A 19,661-nucleotide genomic window follows, 5' to 3' on the forward strand; every position below is an offset into this window, starting at 1 on the left:
GGACTGGAGTGTCATGGCCAGCGATGTCCTAACCCGCGCCCAAGGGCGCCTCGACGGATACTTCGGTGTCACGTCGAGCGGGTCCACCTTCCGGCGCGAGGCGATGGCGGGCACGATCACGTTCCTGGCGATGTCCTATGTGCTGGCGGTGAATCCGTCGATCCTCGGTGACGAGGGCGCCCTGGGCGACAAGGGCATCCCGATGCAGGCGGTGTTCACCGCGACGGCGGTGGCCGCGATCTTCGGCACCCTGGTCATGGGCATCTGGGCGCGGTACCCGATCGCGCTCGCGCCCGGCATGGGGCTCAACGCGTTCTTCGCCTATACGGTCGTGCTGAGCATGGGCATTCCGTGGCAGGTCGCGCTGTCGGGCACCCTGCTGTCGGGCATCATCTTCTTCGTCCTCGCGATCACCAAGGTCCGGGAACGGATCCTCAACGCCATCCCGCTGCAGATGAAGTTCGCGGTGGGCGCGGGTATCGGCCTGTTCGTCGCGTTCCTCGGGCTGAAGAACGCGGGCATCGTGGTCAACAGCGACGCGACGCTGGTCACGCTCGGTGACTTCACCGAGGGCACCACGCTGCTGGCGCTGTTCGGCCTGGTCGTGACGGTGGTCTTCCTGGTGATCGGCTGGCACGGCGCGGTGCTCTACGGCATCGTCGCGACCACCGTCCTCGGCATGGTGACCGGGCTGGTCGCCGTTCCGGACGGCATCGCCGAGATGCCCAAGGGCCTGGACGAGACCTTCGGTCAGGCGATCATCCATCTGCCCGACGCGTTCACCGGCCAGATGATCGTCGTGGTCCTCACCATGCTGTTCGTCGACTTCTTCGACGCCTCGGGCACGCTCATCGGCGTCGCCAACCAGGCGGGTCTGCTGAACAAGGACGGCACGCTGCCGCGTGCGCGCAGTGCGATGGCGGCCGATTCCGTCGGCACCACGGCCGGCGCGATCATCGGTACCTCCACCACGACCGCCTATGTGGAATCGACGGCCGGTGTCTCGGCGGGCGGCCGGACCGGTGTCACCGCGGTGACCACGGCGGGCTGGTTCGTGATCGCGATGTTCTGCTATCCGATCTTCTCGGTGATCGCCGGGTCGGCCGAGGTCACCGCCCCCGCGCTGATCGTCGTCGGCGTGCTGATGGCGCGGTCGCTGGGCGATATCGACTGGCAGCACCTCGAATACTCGGTGCCGGCCTTCCTCACCGTGATCATGATGCCGCTGACCTATTCGATCGCCAACGGACTGGCGATGGGCATGATCTTCTACCCGGTCGTGATGGTCGCCAGGGGCCGGATCAAGGAAGTTCATCCGGCCATGTGGGCTTTGATGGTGTTGTTCCTCGGGTACTTCTTCTTCCTCGTCGAGTAGGTGAACTCACCATAGGTATGCCTATACTTAGGCTAGCCTAGCCAAGCTTGAAGGAGAGTTACCTATGAAGCGCTCGCTCGTTGCCGCGTCGATGGCGGTTGCCACCATCTTCGCGCCGGTCACCGCGGCTGTCGTCGCCACCGCTCCCGCCGCGATCGCCGCCCCGGCGACCCCGTCGGCCGGTGAACTGCAGGGCAAGCTGCAGGCGGCCATGAACGGCTCCTCGGCCGAGCTCGAGTCGGGCAACGCCGGCAGCCTCGCCGTCGTCCGCGACACCGTCAACCGGATCCCGGGCTACAGCTGGGACGTCTCGGGCCCGATCACCGTCGACGGCGACACCCTCTCGGCGACCCTGAACAGCCGCCTCGGTGACTACACCTACCCGATCCCGGTGACCTGGAAGGACATCGACGGCACCTGGAAGCTGTCGCAGGAGTCGGAGAGTGCCCTGGTCGGCTACGCGACCATGGCGTGGTGAACTGAGTCTTTCGCGCAGAGGCCGCCCTTCGGGGCGGCCTTTCTGCTTTTCGTGTGAGCAGGGTCACGGAAGTGCCGACCCCGGCGTGCTCTTCGGGACGCTCGCCGGGCTCAGTGAGCTGGTCGGCGGCCTGCTGCTGGTCTTCGGTCTGTGCACGCCGCTGGCCGCCGCCATCGTGCTCGGCACGATGATCAACGCGATCAATGTGCTGTGGGCTGGCGGTCTCTTCCCGGCCGACCCGTCGGTGACCGGCTACTCGACGCCGCTGGTCTTCGCGATCGCCGCCGCCGGTCTGGCCTTCACCGGCCCGGGGCGCTTCTCGCTCGACGCCGGGCGCCCGTGGGCTCGCCAGGGTGTCGTCTGGGGCGGCGCGGCCGTGGCGATCGCCGTGGTCGCCGCGGTGCTGACCCTGATCCTGAAGGCCGCGCTCTGAGCCGGGCACAACGTCGTCCGCGGCGGCGCGGTGACCGGTATCCGGTTGCCGCGCCGCCGCTTTCGTTGCTGGGCGCGCAGCGTTTCGTCATCGGCCGTATGCCCGTGGTTCGACGCAGTGCCCGCGCCTGTCGCCGGTAGCGATTACCCTCGGCGGCGGCGCTTGTCGACGCGGCGCCACGCATGGTCCGCGCATCGAAGAGGAGAGCTGCGATGAAGGCATACGACCTGGGTTTCGGGGATTCCGCGGACAAACTGGCGGAGACGCCCGGCGGTGAACCGCTGACACTCGACGCGCCGGTGCGCTCGGGGTGGATCGGCAGCGACGGGCCCGCGATCGATCCGGCGAGCTGGCCGCGCGGGCCGGTCACCGGGCTGCCGATGATGCACGCGCTCACCCTGCGCCTGCCCGTCGACTATCAGCGTCGTGGACCGCAGTTCCCGGCAATCGCCTTCTTCCAGGGGGAGGGGCAGTTCGCCGACGCGACCAACCCGATCGAGGCCGACGCGTCCGCCGACGATCCCGTCGCCCGGGAGCTGGTCTCCACCCGGCTGCACCCCCAGCTGCAGATTCTGCACGACGAGATCGGCGGCGTCTTCGCCCTGATCTGGCTGACCGAAGCGGAATTCGCCGCGGGCCCGGTCGCCCCGCCCGCCGACGTGCGCCTGCCCGGCTCGCCGGTCGCGAGCGACGAGGGCTGCAACGCCTGGGACGACGTGCACCCCACCACCGGCGTCTGGCTGGCCGAGCGTGTCGCCGACCCCAATATCGGCATCCCGCCGGTCGAGTACGTCCCGAACTCGCGCTACCAGGACCCGCTCACCGAGGACTCCGGCTGGAACCCCTGGGCCGAGCCCCTGTTCGGCCGTTCCCACCTCGGCGGCACCGCCTTCCCCGTCCAGGCACTGCCCGAGGGGCTGACCCCGTACTACCTGGAGATCGAGGAGATCTCCGGCATGAACTTCGGCGGCGGAAACGCCCAACTCGATCTGGAGTCAGGCGTCTTCGACTGGGCCTGCGGGTAGAACTCAGTCCACCATGGCCGGGCGGTCGTCGTCGGGGTGTGTCCCGCCGGCGACGCGTGCCGGCCGGATGGCGTGGGAGAGTTCTTCCGCGGCAGGGGGATTGATGATGGTCGGTGCGATCGGCTCGGGCCGTGGGCGCGGTGGGGTCGAGCGGACCAGGCGGAAGACGCCGATCAGCACGATCAGGTAGACGACCACGTAGATATTCATCATCACCTGGGCGCCCGGCCACCACGGCGGCAGCAGGAAGGTGCCGACACTGACCCAGGTGGGAGTGTAGGTGTAGGTCCACGCGGCGATGGCGAGGTAGAGCGCGCCCGCGGCGAGCCACCAGCGGCCGCGGGTCTGGGCGCGATGGATCAGGTAGACCGTCAGCGGCACGAACCAGACCCAGTGGTGCCCCCACGAATACGGCGACACCGCGCAGGCGGTGAGACCGCCGAGGGTCACCGACAGCAGCGGTTCGTCGCGGCGCACCAGCTCGGCCGCGAGCCACAGGGCCGCCAGCGCGATCGGGACGGCGATCAGCAGCCACAACCAGACCGGGGCGGGGCCGTGGACGAGATGGGCGATGGCGCCGCGCAGCGACTGGTTGGCGGGGTGGACATCGGGGGCGATGCGGCCGGACTGGAAGAACGTCGAGGTCCAGTACTGCACCGAATCGCTGGGCAGGACCAGGGCGGTCAGGCCGATCGTGGCGGCGAAGGTGAGCGCGGCCGTGGCGGCGGCGCGCCACTGTCGTTGGGCCAGATACTGGGCCACGAAGTACAGCGGGGTCAGCTTGATGCCCGCGGCGATGCCCACGCCGAGGCCGCGCAGCTTGCTGTGCTCGGCGCGGGAGAAGTCCCACAGCACGAGCAGCATCAGCCACAGATTGATCTGGCCGTAGTACAGCGTGGTGCGGACGGGCTCGGCGAAGACGAACGCCATCATGATCAGCGCGCTGACGACGGCCAGGCGCGGCGTCACCCGGTAGCCGAGCATCCGCCAGCTCCGCAGCACGCAGCCGAACAGCACCGCCAGGTTCAGTACGAGCCAGGTCGTGGTGACGGCCGACCACGGCACCAGCACCAGCGGTAGGAACGCCAGCGCCGAGAACGGCGTGTAGGTGTAGAGGAGTCCGTAGTGCGTCGGCTCGAGGTAGAGCGCCCGATCGTGCAGCACCCGCCAGCCGCCGTCGCGGTAGATGTGGACGTCCAGGCCGCCGACGAGGATGCCGCCGCTGTCCATCCACGGATCCATGGTGGTGAACAGCAGCGTCACGCCGAGGACGGCGGTACCGAGTAGCAGGAGGAGCGTCGAGACCGTGCGCGGGAGCTCCGCGCGTCGAGATTTCTCCACCACGGCCGTACTACCGGCCGGCTCGCATCGTATGCACGACTAAGAACCTACCGCCCGCCCACCGGCACGGCGCGTTGCGGCCCGCCGTTGGTAGGTGATCCCTATCAAGCCGGTCGGTATGGCGGCGAACCGAACTCGGCATCGCCGTTCACGCGGTCGGTTGCAGGACCAGCATGGTGTCGGCGCCGTGATGGAACTCGTAGCGGGTCTTGCGCAGTGCGGTGGGCACACCCTTGTCGTGCAGTTCGGTCCGGAGGTGGGCGATGAGGTCGTCCAGTGGTGCGCCGGTGTAGTCGAGCAGGGGGTAGAGCCGGGCCTCACCCTCGGTGACGCGGGACAGTTCGAGCAGGGCGGACAGATGGAACTCGGCGTCGAGGCGGTCGGCATAGCTGAACAGCAGGTGCGAGCTCAGCGACAGGTCGAAGGACTTGTCGGGGAACGGGAGTTCGGGCAAGCTCGCGGCGATGTAGCGGTCGGGCGCGGTACGCAGATCGGCGGCGAAGCGCCGGGCCGCGCCGCGCCGGATGGCGGCATGGCCGTCGGGGGAGCCGTACCAGTCCCAGCGGTAGCGGTGGGCATTGGCGGCGGCCCAGGCCACGGCGCGGTCGTTCTCGGTGACGGCGTCGACGGCCAGGTCGGTGGTCGGGCGGGCGTAGATCGGATCGATCGCGGTGACCGCGGCGCCCAGGGCGGTGGCCTCGGCCGCGAAACTCGCTGCGCCACCGGGGCAATCGAGCACTCTGCGCCCGGTGAGATCGTCGTCGGACAGGTGAAACATCGCGCGGTACTCGGCCAAAGATCGTGCACTGACCAGAAATTCGCCGAGTACCTCGCCATCGGCGTGGTGCTTCATCACCCAACATTCTCACGAGTTGCGTTCGCCCGGTGCTGAATTCACGGGTGTGGTCATGCCGATTGCAGGGCTCGGTGCAGAAGTCCCTCAGCTCAGGCGGAGGCGGTGAGCCTGCGCAGTGCCTTCGCGACCACCTCGGGGTCGGTGGTCTCCCAGTACGGCGGCAGCGAAGCGCGCAGGTAGCCGCCGTATCGGGCGGTGGCCAGCCGCGAATCGAGGATGGCGACGACGCCACGATCGTCGACGCTGCGCAGCAGCCTGCCGGTGCCCTGGGCCAGCAGCAGCGCGGCGTGATTGGCCGCCACCGTCATGAAGCCGTTGCCCCCGCGCGATTCCACCGCGCGCTGGCGGGCGGTGAGCAGCGGGTCGTCGGGGCGGGGGAACGGAATGCGGTCGAGGATCACCAGACTCAGCGACGGGCCGGGCACATCGACGCCCTGCCACAGGGTGAGCGTGCCGAACAGCGAGGTCGCCGGGTCGTCGGCGAACTTGCGCACCAGCGCGCCCATCGAGTCGTCGCCCTGGCACAGCACCGGGGTGTCGAGCCGCTCGCGCAGTGCCTCGGTGGCGGCCTTGGCGGCGCGCATCGAGGAGAACAGGCCGAGCGTGCGCCCGCCGGCCGAGGTGATGAGCTGCTCGATCTCGTCGAGATAGGCGGGTGCGAGGCCGTCGCGGCCCGGCGCGGGCAGGTGCTTGGCGACATAGAGAATGCCGGACTTGGCGTGGTCGAACGGCGAACCGACGTCGAGGGAACTCCAGCGCACCGACTCCAGATCGGCGGGCGCGGTGGCACCGTTGGCCAGCGCCGGGTCGACCTTGCCGCCGGACTGCGAGGGCAGACCCCAGGTGATCGCGAGCCCGTCGAACGAGCCGCCGATCTGCAGGGTTGCCGAGGTGAGCACGACGGTCGCGGTGCCGAACAGCCTGCTGCGCAGCAGCCCGCCCACCGACAGCGGCGCCATCCGCAGGGTGCGGCGCGCGACGCCGCGGATCTCGTCGGCCGAAAGCCAGATGACGTCGCGGCGCGCGGCCGGATCGGCCTCCTCGAACGCGGTGAGGGTGCGCACCGCCGCGTCGTGCACGTCGTCGATCGCGGCGACGGCCATCGTGCGGGCGGCGGCGTTGTCGGGATCGTCGGTGGCCTTCACACTGCCCTGCGGGGCGAGCGCGGTGCGCGCGTTCCAGGCCGCGTCGCGGACCAGGGCGAGGACCGGGGCGATGCCGTCGGGCAGCTGATCCCAGCGGCCGGGCGCCAGGTCCTCGAGCGCCTCGTGGAACGCCTCGGCGGCACCGTCGAGCCGGTCGACCTCGCGTTCGTCGATGAGCTTGGTGCAGCGGCGGGCCGCGGCGCTGATCGCGGTCGCGGCGAGTTCGGCGGTGGCGACGCCGGTGACCCGGTCGACCAGCTCGTGCGCCTCGTCGATCACCACGACATCGTGTTCGGGCAGCACCTGGATGCCACTGATCGCGTCGATGGCCAGCAGGGCGTGGTTGGTCACCACCACGTCGGCCTGGGCCGACGTGGCGCGCGCCTTCTCGGCGAAGCAGTCCTGGCCGAACTGGCAGCGGGTCTTGCCGAGACACTCGCGCGAGGACACGCTGACCTGGCGCCAGGCCCGGTCGCTCACGCCGGGCGCGATCTCGTCGCGGTCACCGGTCTCGGTGTCGGAGGCCCACTCGTTGAGCCGCTGCACTTCGCGGCCCAGCTTGGAGATGGCGAACGCGTCGAACAGCTCGGCCTCGCCGCCGGTGTCCTCCGGGATCACGCTGTTGATCTTGTTCAGGCACAGATAGTTGTTGCGGCCCTTGAGGATCGCGAACTGCGGCACCCGGCCCAGCGGCTTGGTGAGCGCGTCGGCCAGCCGCGGCAGATCGCGGTCGACCAGCTGACGCTGCAGCGCGATCGTCGCGGTGGAGACCACCACCGTGCGCCCGGTCCGCACCGCGTGCCGCAGGCTCGGCACCAGATAGGCCAGCGACTTGCCGGTGCCGGTGCCCGCCTGCACCGCCAGGTGCTCCTTGGTGTCGATCGCGTGGTCGACCGCCGTGGCCATGGTGGTCTGGCCGGTGCGTTCCTTGCCGCCCAGGGCATGCACGGCGGTGGCGAGCAGGTCGGCGACGGGAGGAAGTTCGGGCACGCAGGCAGCTTATCCGTCCCCTCGGACAGAATTCTTGGAGCGCTGGCGCGCTCGTGGTCGCGGCCAGGGTTTTTGGAGCGCTGGTGCGCTCGTGGTCGCGGCCCCTTGGTCCCGTCGATCAGGTGCCGTTGCTTGCTCCTTCGTCGCTTGCGCAACGGCACCTGATCGACGGGACGGCCGCGACCCGCCGCTGCGCGGCGGACCCTCCTGGGTTGTTGGAGCGCTGGCGCGCTCGAGGTCGCGGCCCTTTGGGTCCCGTCGATCAGGTGCCGTTGCTTGCTCCTTCGTCGCTTGCGCAACGGCACCTGATCGACGGGACGGCCGCGACCCGCCGCTGCGCGGCGGACCCTCCTCGAGGTCGGGTCGTGTGGCGTGGTCGGGTTGGGTGGTCGGGTCAGGGCTCGCGGACGAAGTCGTCGAGGTGGTCTCTGATGTAGTCGAGGATGCGCTGTTCGAAGTCGGCGGGTTCGTTGATGTCGTAGATCTCGTCGGGGTCGTCGGCGCGGGCGCCGTCGGGGCGGCGGATCTGGCCGGGGTTGGCGAGGGTCTGGTGTTCGTCGTCGAAGAAGCGGTCGAGGGCGTCGTCGGGGGAGCTGGGGGAGGCGTCGCGGGCGGCCAGGATGGCGGCGGCGGCCAGGCGTGGCATGCCCGCGGCGCGCAAACCGCGGGTGGCCCAGGGGAGTTCGCCGCGACGGGTGCGCAGGTAGCCGCTGAAGCCGGTGTCCAGGACGACGGTGTGCAGGCTCGACAGGGCCAGCAGGTGGGCGAAGGCGGGCGGGAGTTCGGCGAAGGCGCCGACGCCGCGGCGCTGCAACTCGTCGGTGACGGGGTTGGACCAGAAGACGATGTCGGCGGCGTCGTGGATGCTGTCGAGATCGGCCAGCGCCGCCCGCAGGCGGTCGCGGGCCTGCGCCGGGAATCGGTAGTCCATGCGTGCAGGCTAGCCGCGTCCCACCCGCGCGCCGCGGGTGGTCATGCGGTCGTCCGCTCCGGGGGATGGCCGGTCAGGCGGGTAGCTCGCCCGACAGCTCGACGCCCGCTTCGCACAGGGTGGTGAGCGCGGCGGTGACCGTCGCCGGGGCGACGCCCGCGGTGAGGCCGAGCAGGACGCGGGCGCCGAAACCCGCGGCGCGGGCATCGAGCGCGGTGGCGCGCACGCAGTGGTCGGTGGCGATACCGACGACGTCGACATGGTCGATGTCACGGGCACGCAGCCAGTCGGCCAGGGTGCTGCCGTCGGCGGCCGAGCCTTCGAAGCCGGAGTACGCGGCGGAGTACTCGCCCTTGGAGAAGACCTCGTGGACCGGGCCGAGATCCAGCGCCGGGTGGAAATCCGCGCCGGGGGTGCCGACCCGGCAGTGTGGGGGCCAGGTGTCGACGTAGTCGGGCTCGGTGGAGAAATGCGGGCCGGGATCGACGTGGTAATCCCTGCTCGCCACCACCGCGTCGTAGTCGTGCGCGGCCACGAACTCGCTGATCGCCGCCGCCACCGCGGCGCCGCCGGCGACGGCGAGCGCGCCGCCCTCGCAGAAGTCGTTCTGTACATCCACGATCACCAGGCCGCGTGCCATGCCGTCCTCCACTTCCTCCACCGGTCCGCGCTCGCGCGGCCGGTCGTGTCGTGCGCCGTGCGGAGCTCCGACGCCATCATTCTCCGCTGCCCCGGACGGCGCGGCCACTCGACCGCCGCCGCGGTGGCCGCGGACTCAGCCCAGGAAGGTGGTCGGCACCGCGGGCTCGCCCGCCGACAGCTTGAGCCCCTCCCACGGCAGGCTGACCAGCCCGCGCGCGACCAGCTCCCGGCTCTGCGCCAGCGTCGCGAGACCCTCGACCACCGTGCCCTTGCGGACCAGCGGCACCAGCAGCTCCCTGGCCTGGAAACCGTTGGTGGCCGGTGCTTCGCCGTCGGCCGGGTAGACGATCTCCTCGACGATGGTGCCGGTCGCGCGGGCCAGCCGCACCGCCTTCTTGGTGCCGCCGCGTGACTGTTTGTGACTGCTGCGCTTGGCGACCGGGACGCCGTCGACTTCGACCAGCTTGTAGACCATGCCCGCGGTCGGCGCGCCGGAACCGGTGACCAGCGAGGTGCCGACGCCGTAGACATCGACCGGTTCGGCGCGCAGGGCCGCGATCGCGTACTCGTCGAGGTCGCCGGAGACCACGATGCGGGTGCCGGTGGCGCCGAGCCCGTCGAGCTGGTCGCGGACCTGCCTGGCCAGCACGCCGAGGTCGCCGGAGTCGATCCGCACGCCGCCCAGCTCGGTGCCCGCCACCTCGATCGCGGTCGCGACGCCCCTGGTGATGTCGAAGGTGTCGACGAGCAGGGTGGTGCCGACGCCGAGTGCGTCGATCTGACTGCGGAACGCGGCCGCCTCGTGCTCGCCGTCGGCGCCGCTGTGCAGCAGGGTGAACGCGTGCGCGCTGGTGCCGGCGCCGGGTACGCCGAAGCCGCGCACGGCTTCCAGATTGGAGGTGGCGTCGAATCCGGCCAGGTAGGCGGCGCGGGAACTGGACGGCGCGGCCAGTTCATGGGTGCGCCGCGAGCCCATCTCGATCATCCGTCGGCCCGCCGCCGCGCTCACCATGCGCGCGGCCGCCGAGGCGATCGCGCTGTCGTGATTGAGGATCGACAGGGCCAGCGTCTCCAGCAGCACACATTCGGCGAAACTGCCGCGCACGGACAGGATCGGCGAGCCGGGGAAGTACAGCTCGCCCTCGGCGTAACCGTCGATATCGCCGGTGAAGCGATATTCCCGCAACCAGTCGACGGTGGCCGTATCCAGGAACCGGGCGACCACGTCGAGTTCGCCGGGACCGAACCGGAACTGGGTCAGCGCGTCGAGCAACCTGCCGGTACCGGCCACCACGCCGTAGCGGCGACCGTGTGGCAAGCGCCTGGCGAATACCTCGAAGGTGCACTGCCGATGCGCCGAGCCGTCGGCCAGGGCGGCGGCGAGCATGGTCAGCTCGTACTGATCGGTCAGCAGCGCGGTGCTGGCGAGCTCGTCACGGGTCTGCACATCGGAAACTGTAGTCACCGCGGGTGTTGTTTCTTCGCGGCCGCGTCGTACCCTGGGATTTATGGCCGTGTGCAATACCGTTCGAGCCGGCGCCGTCACCGACGCCGTGAACGCCGCACTGTCAGCGGCGCAAGCGACGCCGGAAGCGGTCGAACAGACCGAGATCCTCGAGGCCGAGGACCGGCCGTGGGTCACCGTCGTCTGGGACGACCCGGTGAACCTCATGCACTACGTCACCTACATCTTCCAGAAGCTCTTCGGCTACAGCAAAGCCAAGGCGACCGAGTTGATGCTGCAGGTGCACAACGAGGGCAAGGCGGTCGTGTCCTCCGGATCACGCGACAAGATGGAGCAGGACGTCCGCCGATTGCACGCGGCGGGACTCTGGGCAACCATGCAGCGAGACGACTGAGTACCGTAACCCTGTGCGCAAGTGGAGCAGGAAGAACTCACTGAGTGGCCTGAAGCTTCGTTCCGAGATGGACGAGCACGAGGCCACGGTTCTGCGCTCCCTGATCGGCGCCGTGTCCGGCTTGCTCAGCGACCGCGCCGCCGACGCGCCCGAGGACGAACTGGCCGCGCTGACCGGTCTGCGCACCGGCAACACCACCCCGCCCGACGACCCGCAGCTGCTGCGCCTGCTGCCCGATTTCCATCGCGCCGAACCCGGGTCGCCCGACGCCAAGCGCGCCGACCTCAACTCCGCCCTGCGCAGCCTGCACGAGCCCGAGATCATCGACGCGAAACTGGCCGCGGGCCGGGTCGTGCTGGACAGCTGTCCCGAAGCGGGCGGCAAGATCGTGCTCACCCCCGAACAGGCCGACGCCTGGCTGGCTGCGCTCACCGACGTCCGCCTCGCGCTCGGCACGCTGCTCGACATCGACGACGACACGCCCGAGCACTTCGATCCGGGTGATCCGCGCGCGCCGCATCTGGACGTCTACCACTGGCTGACCTGGATGCAGGACTCGCTGCTGCAGGCGCTCGCGCCCTGATTTTCGCGCGTTAGGGTCGGGGAATGCGCAGTGCTCCAGGTCCACGGAACTCGATCACCGATGTGGCGGGCGTGCTGGTCGGCCATCACCAGGCGCTCGACGACGACGTCACCCTCGGCACGGGCGCGGCGACCGGCTGCACCGTGGTGCGCGTCCCCGGTGGCGCGACCGCCGCGGTGGACGTGCGCGGCGGCGGGCCGGGCACCAGGGAGACCGACCTGCTCGATCCGGCCAATACCGTCCGTCAGCTCAACGCCGTCCTGCTGACCGGCGGCAGCGCGTACGGGCTGGCCGCCGCCGACGGTGTGATGCGCTGGTCGGAGGAACACGGCGAGGGCATCCCGATGGACCCGGCCGATCCGAGCCGGGTGGTGCCGATCGTGCCCGCCGCGGTGATCTTCGATCTGCCGGTGGGGGCGTGGGATATCCGGCCCGGCGCCGACTTCGGTTTCCTGGCGGCCGAGGCGGCCGCGGCGGACTTCGCGCGCGGCACCGCCGGTGCGGGGGTCGGGGCGCGGGCCGGTGCGCTCAAGGGCGGAATCGGTTCGGCGAGTGTGGTTCTCGCCGACGGGCCGGGCGCCGGTGTCACCGTCGGGGCGGTGATCGTCGCCAATCCGGTCGGCTCGGTGGTCGATCCGCGCACCGGTCTGCTGTGGGGTGCAGGCACCGACGGGCCCGATTTCTTCAGGCTGCGGCCCGGCACCGAGGCCGAGATCGCCGCGCTCAACGCCCTGCCGGTGAAGGGCACGGTGCTCAACACGACCATCGGCGTCGTCGCCACCGACGCCGCACTCGACCCGATCGCCTGCCGCAGGCTGGCCACCACCGCGCACGACGGGCTGGCCCGCGCGATCCGCCCGGTGCATTCCCCGCTCGACGGCGACACACTGTTCGCGCTGTCCACCGGCACGATCGAGGTGCCGCCGATTCCGCTGCCCGGCGCGTTCCCCGGCGATCTGCTGCTGCTCGACCAGCTGTGCACGGCCGCGGCCGTGGTCGTGGAGCGGGCCGTCGTCGACGCCGTGCTCAGCGCGACCTCGATCGCCGGGATCCCGGCCTATCGAGATCTGTTCCCGCGCTGATTCCCGCTGGTGGGGACCGGGGTGCGCGCGGCGCGGAATACCCGAATAGGGTAGTTCGTTGTCGAGGTGGTGCTCGACAGCACGCAGGCAGGTTTGTGGAAAGGGTCGAGGAAGTGCTGGTGATCAGGGCCGATCTCGTGGACGCGATGGTGGCGCACGCGCGCGCCGACCACCCCGACGAGGCCTGCGGCATCATCGCCGGACCCGAGGGCAGCGACCGGCCGGAGCGCTTCGTCGCCATGGTCAACGCCGAGCGCTCGCCCACGTTCTACCGCTTCGATTCCGGCGAGCAGCTGAAGGTCTGGCGCGCGATGGACGACGCCGACGAGACCCCCGTTGTCGTCTACCACTCGCACACCGCCACCGAGGCCTACCCGAGCCGCACCGACATCTCCTATGCCGCCGAGCCGTTCGCGCACTACGTGCTGATCTCCACCCGCGACCCGGAGCAGCACGAACTGCGCAGCTACCGCATCGTCGACGGCGAGGTCACCGAAGAACCTGTGCGGATCGTCGCTTCCTACGACGCCTGAACCCACCGAAACGAAGTCACACCCGAGGAGTCCCCATGCCGGTAACCGTGTCCATTCCGACCATCATGCGAGGTCTCACCGGAGGCGAGAAGCGCGTCCAGGGTGAGGGCTCGACGCTGTCGGCGCTGATCGAGAACCTCGAGGCCAACCACCCGGGCCTGGCCGAGCGGCTGCTCTCCGGCGGCAAGCTCAACCGCTACGTCAACATCTACGTCGACGACGAGGACGTGCGCTTCACCGGTGGTCTCGACGCCGAGGTGCCCGCGGACGCGTCGGTCACCATCCTGCCGGCGGTGGCCGGCGGCAGTGTCGACTTCGACGCTCCCGGGGCGCTGCGTGGTTACGCAGGCTTCCTCCTCCGCGCCCGTCGCTCGCGTCGGCGCTGACATCGTGGCCCGCTACGAATCGCTCATCGCGACCCTCGGCAACACCCCGCTCGTCGGGTTGCAGACCCTGTCCCCGCAGTGGGACGGCGACGATCACGTCCGCCTGTGGGCCAAGCTCGAGGACCGCAATCCCACCGGGTCGATCAAGGACCGGCCCGCGCTGCGGATGATCGAGCAGGCCGAGGCCGACGGGCTGCTCACCCCGGGCTGCACGATCCTGGAGCCCACCAGTGGCAACACCGGGATCTCGCTGGCCATGGCGGCCAAGCTCAAGGGCTACCGGATCGTCTGCGTGATGCCGGAGAACACCTCGGTGGAGCGGCGTCAGCTGCTCACCATGTTCGGTGCCGAGATCATCGATTCGCCGGCCGCCGGTGGGTCGAACCAGGCCGTGGCCATGGCCAAGGAGATCGCCGCGCAGCATCCGGACTGGGTGATGCTCTACCAATACGGCAACCCGGCCAACGCGCTCGCGCACTACGAGACCACCGGCCCGGAACTGCTCGCCGATCTGCCCGAGATCACGCACTTCGTCGCCGGTCTCGGCACCACCGGCACCCTGATGGGTACCGGGCGATTCCTGCGCGAGAACGTGCCCGGCATCGAGATCGTCGCCGCCGAGCCCCGCTACGGCGAACTGGTCTACGGCCTGCGCAACATCGACGAGGGATTCATCCCCGAGCTGTACGACGAGACGGTGCTGACCACCCGGTTCTCCGTCGGCCCGTACGACGCGGTCAAGCGCACCCGTGAGCTCGTCGGCGAGGAAGGCATCTTCGCCGGCATCTCCACCGGCGCGATCCTGCACGCCGCGCTCGGTGTGGCGAAGAAGGCGCAGCAGGCGGGCAAGCGCGCCGACATCGCGTTCGTCGTCGCCGACGGCGGCTGGAAGTACCTGTCCACCGGCGCCTACGACGGCACCCTGGACGAGGCCGAGGAACGGCTCGACGGCCAGCTCTGGGCCTGACGGCTCGGTACCCTGTGGGGAGTGGGCCCGGTGGCGGCCCGGCCCGAGTGGAGGCGATGTCGGTGAGCGGTGGCGGAGGAATCGGAGCCTCGTTCGATCCGGACCGGATCGCCGGGCTGCAGGGGCGGCCCGGCGCGACCCCGCCCGCCCGGCGCGAAGGCGTGCGGGCGTGGACGCGCGCGGCGGTCGTGATCGTCGGGTTCGTCGGCTCGCTGTACGTGATCGAGGGCGTCGACGCGGTGCTCTCACACGACCGGCCGACGGGCGCGCCCGGTCAGCTCGACGCGGGCGGGATCGAACCGCGCGAGCTCGACGGCCTCGACGGCATCCTGTGGGCGCCGTTGCTGCACGGCGGCTGGGACCATCTGATGGCCAACACGCTGCCGCTGCTGATCCTCGGTTTCCTGGTGCTGCTGTCCGGGATCGGGCGCGGCATCGCCGCCACGGCGATCATCTGGGTGGTCGCCGGGGTCGGCACCTGGTTGAGCGGCTCGTCGGGCAGCGTGCACGTCGGCGCGTCGTCGCTGGTGTTCGGCTGGCTGACCTATCTGATCTGCCGTGGGTGGTTCGCCCGCAATGTGGGGCAGATCGTGCTCGGCGTGGTGATCTTCGCGCTGTACGGCTCCATGCTGTGGGGCGTGCTGCCCAGCGACCCCCTAATTTCTTGGCAGGGACATCTTTTCGGGGCGGTGGGTGGAGTCCTCGCGGGCTGGGTACTCTCTGGTGATGAACGTCGACGCCGCCGTGGAGCATCGGTCGGCCGCGCAGTACCTACGCGGTAGCCGGGGATCCGGTCTGGAAAATGGGGGGATCCTGCATTGAGCACCAGCACGTCGTGGCAGCATGGGGGCATGCGCCTTACCGTCCTCGGGTGCTCGGGCAGCGTGTCCGGCCCGGACTCCCCAGCGTCGGGTTACCTGCTGACGGGTCCCGATATGAGGCCGACCGTCATCGACTTCGGTCCCGGCATCTTCGGCGCGCTGCAGAAATACTTGAACCCGGGTGACGTCGACATCTTCCTGACCCACCTGCACGCCGACCACTGCCTCGATCTGCCCGCGCTGCTGGTATGGCGTCGCTACCACCCCAATCCGCCGCAGGGCCTGGCGCTGGTGCGCGGTCCCTCCGACGCCGCGCTGCGCATCGGCAACGCCTCCGCCGAGATCGGCGGCGAGACCGACGACTGGTCCGACGTGATCGACTCGCAGGCCTGGGTCGAGAACGTGCCGGTGCCGTTCGGTCCCGGCCACACCGTCGAGGCCCGCCGGATGTACCACCCGCCGGAGTCCTACGGTCTGCGAATCACCGCCAACGACGGCCGCGTCTTCGTCTACACCGGCGACACCGCCATGTGCGATGCCGTCGTCGACCTGGCGCAGGGCGCCGATGTGCTGATGGCGGAAGCCTCGTGGACCCACGATCCGGCCAATCGCCCTCCCGGCATTCACCTTTCGGGCACCGAGGCGGGCGAGATCGCCACCCGCGCGGGGGCCAAGGAACTGCTGCTCACCCACATTCCCCCGTGGACCTCGCGCGAGGACGTCATCGCCGAGGCCAAGGCCGCGTTCTCCGGACCGGTTCACGCGGTGTCTCCGGGCGAAACCTTCGACCTCTAGCTGAAATCCGTTCGGGAGCACCACCCCGGCCCCCGGGCCACGAGGGGGCCGCGAACACCTGCCCGCGAAGGCGGGCATAATCCAACACTGTGTCGAGACGAGCCGATGGCAGGGCGGATGACGAACTCCGCGAGGTAAGGATCACCCGTGGCTTCACCACGCACCCGGCGGGGTCGGTGCTGGTCGAGTTCGGGCAGACCCGGGTGATGTGCACGGCCAGCGTCACCGAGGGCGTCCCGCCGTGGCGGCGGGATTCCGGGCTGGGCTGGCTCACCGCGGAGTACGCGATGCTGCCCGCCGCCACCCACACCCGCAGCGGGCGTGAGTCGGTGAAGGGCAAGGTCGGCGGCCGGACCCAGGAGATCAGCCGCCTGATCGGGCGTTCGCTGCGCGCCTGCATCGACCTGGCCGCGCTGGGCGAGAACACCATCGCCCTCGACTGCGACGTGCTGCAGGCCGACGGCGGTACCCGCACCGCCGCCATCACCGGCGCCTACGTGGCGCTCTCGGACGCGGTGACCTACCTGGCCGCCGCGGGCAAACTGGCCGACCCGCAGCCGATCTCGTGCATGATCGCCGCGGTGAGCGTCGGCGTGGTCGACGGCCGGGTGCGCCTGGATCTGCCCTACGAGGAGGATTCGCGCGCCGAGGTGGACATGAACGTGGTCGCCACCGACACCGGCACCCTGGTCGAGATCCAGGGCACCGGCGAGGGCGCGACGTTCCCGCGCTCGACCCTGGACAAGCTGCTCGACTCGGCGCTGGCCGGCTGTGAGCAGCTGTTCGCGGTGCAGAAGGAAGTGCTGGCGCAGCCCTACCCGGGCGTGCTGCCCGAGCCGGCTGGCAAGAAGTAGCCGTGGCCGTGCGTGTGCTGGTCGCCAGCCGAAATGCCAAGAAGCTGAAGGAACTGCGCCGGATCCTCGACGAGGCGGGCGTGTCCGGGATCGAACTGGTGAGCCTGAACGAGGTGCCGCCCTACGAGGAGGCGCCCGAGACCGGCGCCACCTTCGAGGAGAACGCGATCGCCAAGGCGCGCGACGGTGCCGTGGCCACCGGATTGCCGTGTGTGGCCGATGATTCCGGACTCGAGGTGGACGCGCTCAACGGCATGCCCGGCGTGCTCTCGGCGCGTTGGTCGGGTCGGCACGGCGACGACACCGCCAACAACACACTGCTGCTCGGTCAGCTCGGTGACGTTCCCGACGAGCGGCGCGGCGCGCGGTTCGTCTCCACCTGCGCGCTGGTGCTGCCCGACGGCACCGAAACCGTGGTGCGCGGCGAATGGCCGGGCACGATCGCCCGGAAACCGGTGGGCGAGGGCGGTTTCGGCTACGACCCGCTGTTCCTGCCCGAGGGCGGCACCGGCAGCGCGGCGGAGCTGACCCCGGCCGAGAAGGACGCGGTCTCACACCGCGGCCGCGCGCTCACCCAACTGCTGCCCGCACTGTCCGCACTGGCCTGAAGCCAAAGTCACGGAACCCAGCCCGCACGCCCCGACCCCGAGGAGGGGCAGGCCGACGAAGTCGGCCGTCGCGGCCGTCCCGTCGGTCAGGCGCCGTTGCGCAAGCGACGAAGGAGCAAGCAACGGCGCCTGACCGACGGGACCAAGGGGCCGCGACCTCGAGCGCGCCAGCGCTCCAAGAACTCAGCTCCAGAGTTACACCCCGTACTGCTGCTTGACGTCCTTGGCGTTGCGGTGCTCGACGAAGAACGACAGCAGCGGGATGGTGCCCGCGATCAGGGTGCCGACGGTGCGGCCGATCGGCCAGCGCACCTTCACCGCGAGGTCGGCGGTGACGAGCAGGTAGGCGAAGTACACCCAGCCGTGCACGACCGCGATCCAGCTCGGGGTGTCGACGTCGAAGCCGTACTTGGCGATCATCTCGCCGGTGAGCAGCAGCAGCCACAGACCGGTGACCCACGCCAGCACCCGGTAGCGCTGCAGCGCCGGACGGATCTTGGCGGTGTCACCCGCCGGGGCGGCCTGGTCGAGCGACGGTGCGGTCGTGTTCTCGTCGGTGGTCACCCGGCGTTCCTCTCAGGGGCGCGCAGACCGGCCGTGCGGACCTGCGCATCGATGTCGCTGGCGTGTAGTCCCGCCAGGTACTGGTTGTAGGCGACCGTTTCCGGGTCGTCGGCGGGCGCGGCCGTTGGCCGTTCGGGCAGGATCCCGGCGGGGATCTCGCGCGGCGCCTCGGCCTTCGCCGTCCGCGGTGCCATGTCCGGTTCCCCGGCCTCGCGCTCGAGGCGAACGAATCGGACGTAGGCGAACACCGCGAACGCGGCGAACAGTGGCCACTGCAGGGCGTAGCCGAGGTTCTGGCCGGTTCCGGAGGCCGATTCGAACCGCTCCCACTGCCACCAGGCCAGCGCGAGGCAGCCCAGCGCGACGACGATGACCAGCGCGATCAGGGCCGGTCGATTGTGCGCCGGGCGGGGAGATGAAGCGGACACGCGCTCCACGGTACCCGCCTACTACAGGCGGCGTAGGAGCAGGTCGCGGGCTCAGAACTTGTAGGTGATCCCGGTCATCCGCTCGGATTCCTCCCACAGCCTGCGCAGCAGTTCCGGATTGCGCGAGATGGCGCTCGACGGGCACGCCTCGACCGGACCCTGGGACTGCATCCACTTGTTGGGGCCCCAGTAGACGGTCGGGTCGGCCGCGGGTTCGGTGGCGGCGAACAGGCTGGAGTGGGCGGCCTTGGCCGGCGGGTGGCCGATGAGCTTGATGAACGGCTTGCTGACCCGGTCGAGCGGGGTCTCGGTGCGGGCGAACAGGTCGGTCGCCGAGACGCCGGGGTGCACGGCGTAGGACTTCTTCGCCGAGCCTGCCTCGGTGAGTCTGCGCTGCAGTTCGCGGGCGAACATGAGATTGGCCAGTTTGGCCTGGGCGTAGGCGAGGTTGCGCTGGTAGCGGCGGTGCTCGTAGTTGAGGTCGTCGATCCAGAGCTTCGGCGTCTGCTTGTGGGCGATGCTGGCCAGGGTGACGACCCGGTCGGTGATGCGGTCGAGCAGCAGGCCGGTGAGGGCGAAGTGGCCGAGGTGGTTGACGCCGAACTGGGTCTCGAAGCCGTCGGCGGTGCGCGAGAACGGGATGTTCATCAGGCCCGCGTTGTTGATCAGTACGTCGAATTCGCCCTGCTGGTCGGCGAAGGCGCGCACGGATGCCAGGTCGGCGAGGTCGAGCGCGGCCACCCGGACATCGCCCGGGATGGCGTCGGCGATCGGCTGTGCCTTGGCCGCGTTGCGGCAGGCCATGATCACGGTGGCGCCCTTGCCTGCCAGGACCTTGGTGGTTTCGGCACCGAGGCCGCCGTTGGCCCCGGTGATCACGAAGGTGCGCCCGGTCTGGTCCGCGATGTCAGTTGGTTTCCATGCCATGCGCCGACCTTACTCCGGAGTAAGATCGGAGGGAAGTG

The 19,661-nt window shown here is 70.1% G+C and carries 23 protein-coding genes; 14 read left to right on the forward strand and 9 right to left on the reverse strand.

The features are described from left to right. Window positions 1-13 precede the first annotated feature (13 nt). From NV348_RS22625 to NV348_RS22640, 4 genes are all read left to right on the forward strand, one after another. The gene (locus NV348_RS22625) at window positions 14-1,375 is read left to right on the forward strand and encodes an NCS2 family permease (protein WP_447148684.1); all 1,362 of its coding nucleotides are present in this window, start codon (window positions 14-16) and stop codon (window positions 1,373-1,375) included. Between the two features lie 64 nt (window positions 1,376-1,439). Further along, complete coding sequence (locus NV348_RS22630; RefSeq protein WP_447148685.1) at window positions 1,440-1,853, forward strand: MTB12 C-terminal domain-containing protein; 414 nt, start codon at window positions 1,440-1,442, stop codon at window positions 1,851-1,853. A gap of 85 nt (window positions 1,854-1,938) precedes the next feature. Further along, window positions 1,939-2,286, forward strand: a complete 348-nt coding sequence (locus tag NV348_RS22635) for a DoxX family protein (RefSeq protein ID WP_447148686.1) — start codon at window positions 1,939-1,941, stop codon at window positions 2,284-2,286. A 212-nt stretch (window positions 2,287-2,498) separates the two neighbouring features. After that, window positions 2,499-3,311 carry a hypothetical protein gene (locus NV348_RS22640; RefSeq protein ID WP_447148687.1) on the forward strand — a complete coding sequence of 271 codons (813 nt, stop codon included), beginning with the start codon at window positions 2,499-2,501 and terminating at the stop codon, window positions 3,309-3,311. Between the two features lie 3 nt (window positions 3,312-3,314). Here NV348_RS22640 and NV348_RS22645 read toward each other — a convergent pair whose 3' ends face one another. The 6 genes from NV348_RS22645 to NV348_RS22670 form a co-directional block, all read right to left on the reverse strand. Continuing rightward, window positions 3,315-4,652, reverse strand: coding sequence for a glycosyltransferase 87 family protein (locus NV348_RS22645; protein ID WP_447148688.1), 1,338 nt, complete (start codon window positions 4,650-4,652; stop codon window positions 3,315-3,317). A gap of 148 nt (window positions 4,653-4,800) precedes the next feature. Then, the gene (locus NV348_RS22650) at window positions 4,801-5,505 is read right to left on the reverse strand and encodes a hypothetical protein (RefSeq protein WP_447148689.1); all 705 of its coding nucleotides are present in this window, start codon (window positions 5,503-5,505) and stop codon (window positions 4,801-4,803) included. A gap of 92 nt (window positions 5,506-5,597) precedes the next feature. Continuing rightward, window positions 5,598-7,643, reverse strand: coding sequence for an ATP-dependent DNA helicase (locus tag NV348_RS22655; RefSeq protein ID WP_447148690.1), 2,046 nt, complete (start codon window positions 7,641-7,643; stop codon window positions 5,598-5,600). A gap of 394 nt (window positions 7,644-8,037) precedes the next feature. Continuing rightward, window positions 8,038-8,574: a DMP19 family protein gene (locus NV348_RS22660; RefSeq protein ID WP_447148691.1), complete on the reverse strand. Its 537-nt coding sequence runs from the start codon at window positions 8,572-8,574 to the stop codon at window positions 8,038-8,040. A 73-nt stretch (window positions 8,575-8,647) separates the two neighbouring features. Further along, complete coding sequence (locus NV348_RS22665) at window positions 8,648-9,214, reverse strand: isochorismatase family protein (protein ID WP_447148692.1); 567 nt, start codon at window positions 9,212-9,214, stop codon at window positions 8,648-8,650. A 135-nt stretch (window positions 9,215-9,349) separates the two neighbouring features. After that, a complete protein-coding gene (locus NV348_RS22670) occupies window positions 9,350-10,663 on the reverse strand; it encodes a nicotinate phosphoribosyltransferase (protein WP_447148693.1) in 1,314 nt (437 codons plus the stop codon). 61 nt (window positions 10,664-10,724) lie between these two features. On the opposite strand from NV348_RS22670, the gene clpS reads away from it, so the two are divergent. The 10 genes from clpS (at window position 10,725) to rdgB (ending at window position 17,704) form a co-directional block, all read left to right on the forward strand. Next, window positions 10,725-11,075, forward strand: a complete 351-nt coding sequence (gene clpS, locus NV348_RS22675; RefSeq protein WP_447148694.1) for an ATP-dependent Clp protease adapter ClpS — start codon at window positions 10,725-10,727, stop codon at window positions 11,073-11,075. A 13-nt stretch (window positions 11,076-11,088) separates the two neighbouring features. Further along, entirely contained in the window at window positions 11,089-11,658 is a 570-nt protein-coding gene (aosR, locus tag NV348_RS22680) for an oxidative stress transcriptional regulator AosR (RefSeq protein WP_447148695.1), read from the forward strand. Window positions 11,659-11,681: 23 nt separating this feature from the next. After that, complete coding sequence (locus NV348_RS22685) at window positions 11,682-12,740, forward strand: P1 family peptidase (RefSeq protein WP_447148696.1); 1,059 nt, start codon at window positions 11,682-11,684, stop codon at window positions 12,738-12,740. 113 nt (window positions 12,741-12,853) lie between these two features. Beyond that, complete coding sequence (locus NV348_RS22690; RefSeq protein WP_447148697.1) at window positions 12,854-13,273, forward strand: M67 family metallopeptidase; 420 nt, start codon at window positions 12,854-12,856, stop codon at window positions 13,271-13,273. 35 nt (window positions 13,274-13,308) lie between these two features. Further along, window positions 13,309-13,659: a MoaD/ThiS family protein gene (locus NV348_RS22695; RefSeq protein WP_447148698.1), complete on the forward strand. Its 351-nt coding sequence runs from the start codon at window positions 13,309-13,311 to the stop codon at window positions 13,657-13,659. A gap of 4 nt (window positions 13,660-13,663) precedes the next feature. Beyond that, window positions 13,664-14,626: a PLP-dependent cysteine synthase family protein gene (locus NV348_RS22700; RefSeq protein WP_447148699.1), complete on the forward strand. Its 963-nt coding sequence runs from the start codon at window positions 13,664-13,666 to the stop codon at window positions 14,624-14,626. Window positions 14,627-14,682: 56 nt separating this feature from the next. Beyond that, a complete protein-coding gene (locus NV348_RS22705) occupies window positions 14,683-15,408 on the forward strand; it encodes a rhomboid family intramembrane serine protease (protein ID WP_447148700.1) in 726 nt (241 codons plus the stop codon). Between the two features lie 69 nt (window positions 15,409-15,477). Then, window positions 15,478-16,242 (forward strand): cyclic nucleotide-degrading phosphodiesterase, encoded by a 765-nt coding sequence (locus NV348_RS22710; protein WP_447148701.1) that lies wholly within the window; start codon window positions 15,478-15,480, stop codon window positions 16,240-16,242. Window positions 16,243-16,331: 89 nt separating this feature from the next. Next, on the forward strand, window positions 16,332-17,096 hold the full coding sequence (rph, locus tag NV348_RS22715) for a ribonuclease PH (protein WP_447148702.1): 765 nt from the start codon (window positions 16,332-16,334) through the stop codon (window positions 17,094-17,096). Between the two features lie 2 nt (window positions 17,097-17,098). After that, window positions 17,099-17,704: an RdgB/HAM1 family non-canonical purine NTP pyrophosphatase gene (gene rdgB, locus NV348_RS22720; RefSeq protein WP_447148703.1), complete on the forward strand. Its 606-nt coding sequence runs from the start codon at window positions 17,099-17,101 to the stop codon at window positions 17,702-17,704. A 195-nt stretch (window positions 17,705-17,899) separates the two neighbouring features. On the opposite strand, the gene NV348_RS22725 is transcribed toward rdgB, so the two are convergent. From NV348_RS22725 to NV348_RS22735, 3 genes are read right to left on the reverse strand one after another with little or no spacing between them, the layout of a single operon-like run. Further along, window positions 17,900-18,268, reverse strand: coding sequence for a DUF3817 domain-containing protein (locus NV348_RS22725; RefSeq protein ID WP_447148704.1), 369 nt, complete (start codon window positions 18,266-18,268; stop codon window positions 17,900-17,902). After that, window positions 18,265-18,696, reverse strand: coding sequence for a transcriptional regulator (locus NV348_RS22730; RefSeq protein WP_447148705.1), 432 nt, complete (start codon window positions 18,694-18,696; stop codon window positions 18,265-18,267). Before NV348_RS22730 ends, NV348_RS22725 begins: the two co-directional genes overlap by 4 nt. A 51-nt stretch (window positions 18,697-18,747) precedes the next feature. Further along, window positions 18,748-19,623, reverse strand: a complete 876-nt coding sequence (locus NV348_RS22735) for an oxidoreductase (RefSeq protein WP_447148706.1) — start codon at window positions 19,621-19,623, stop codon at window positions 18,748-18,750. Between the last annotated feature and the right edge of the window lie 38 nt (window positions 19,624-19,661).

The sequence above is a fragment of the Nocardia fodinahabitans genome, from assembly GCF_052983615.1.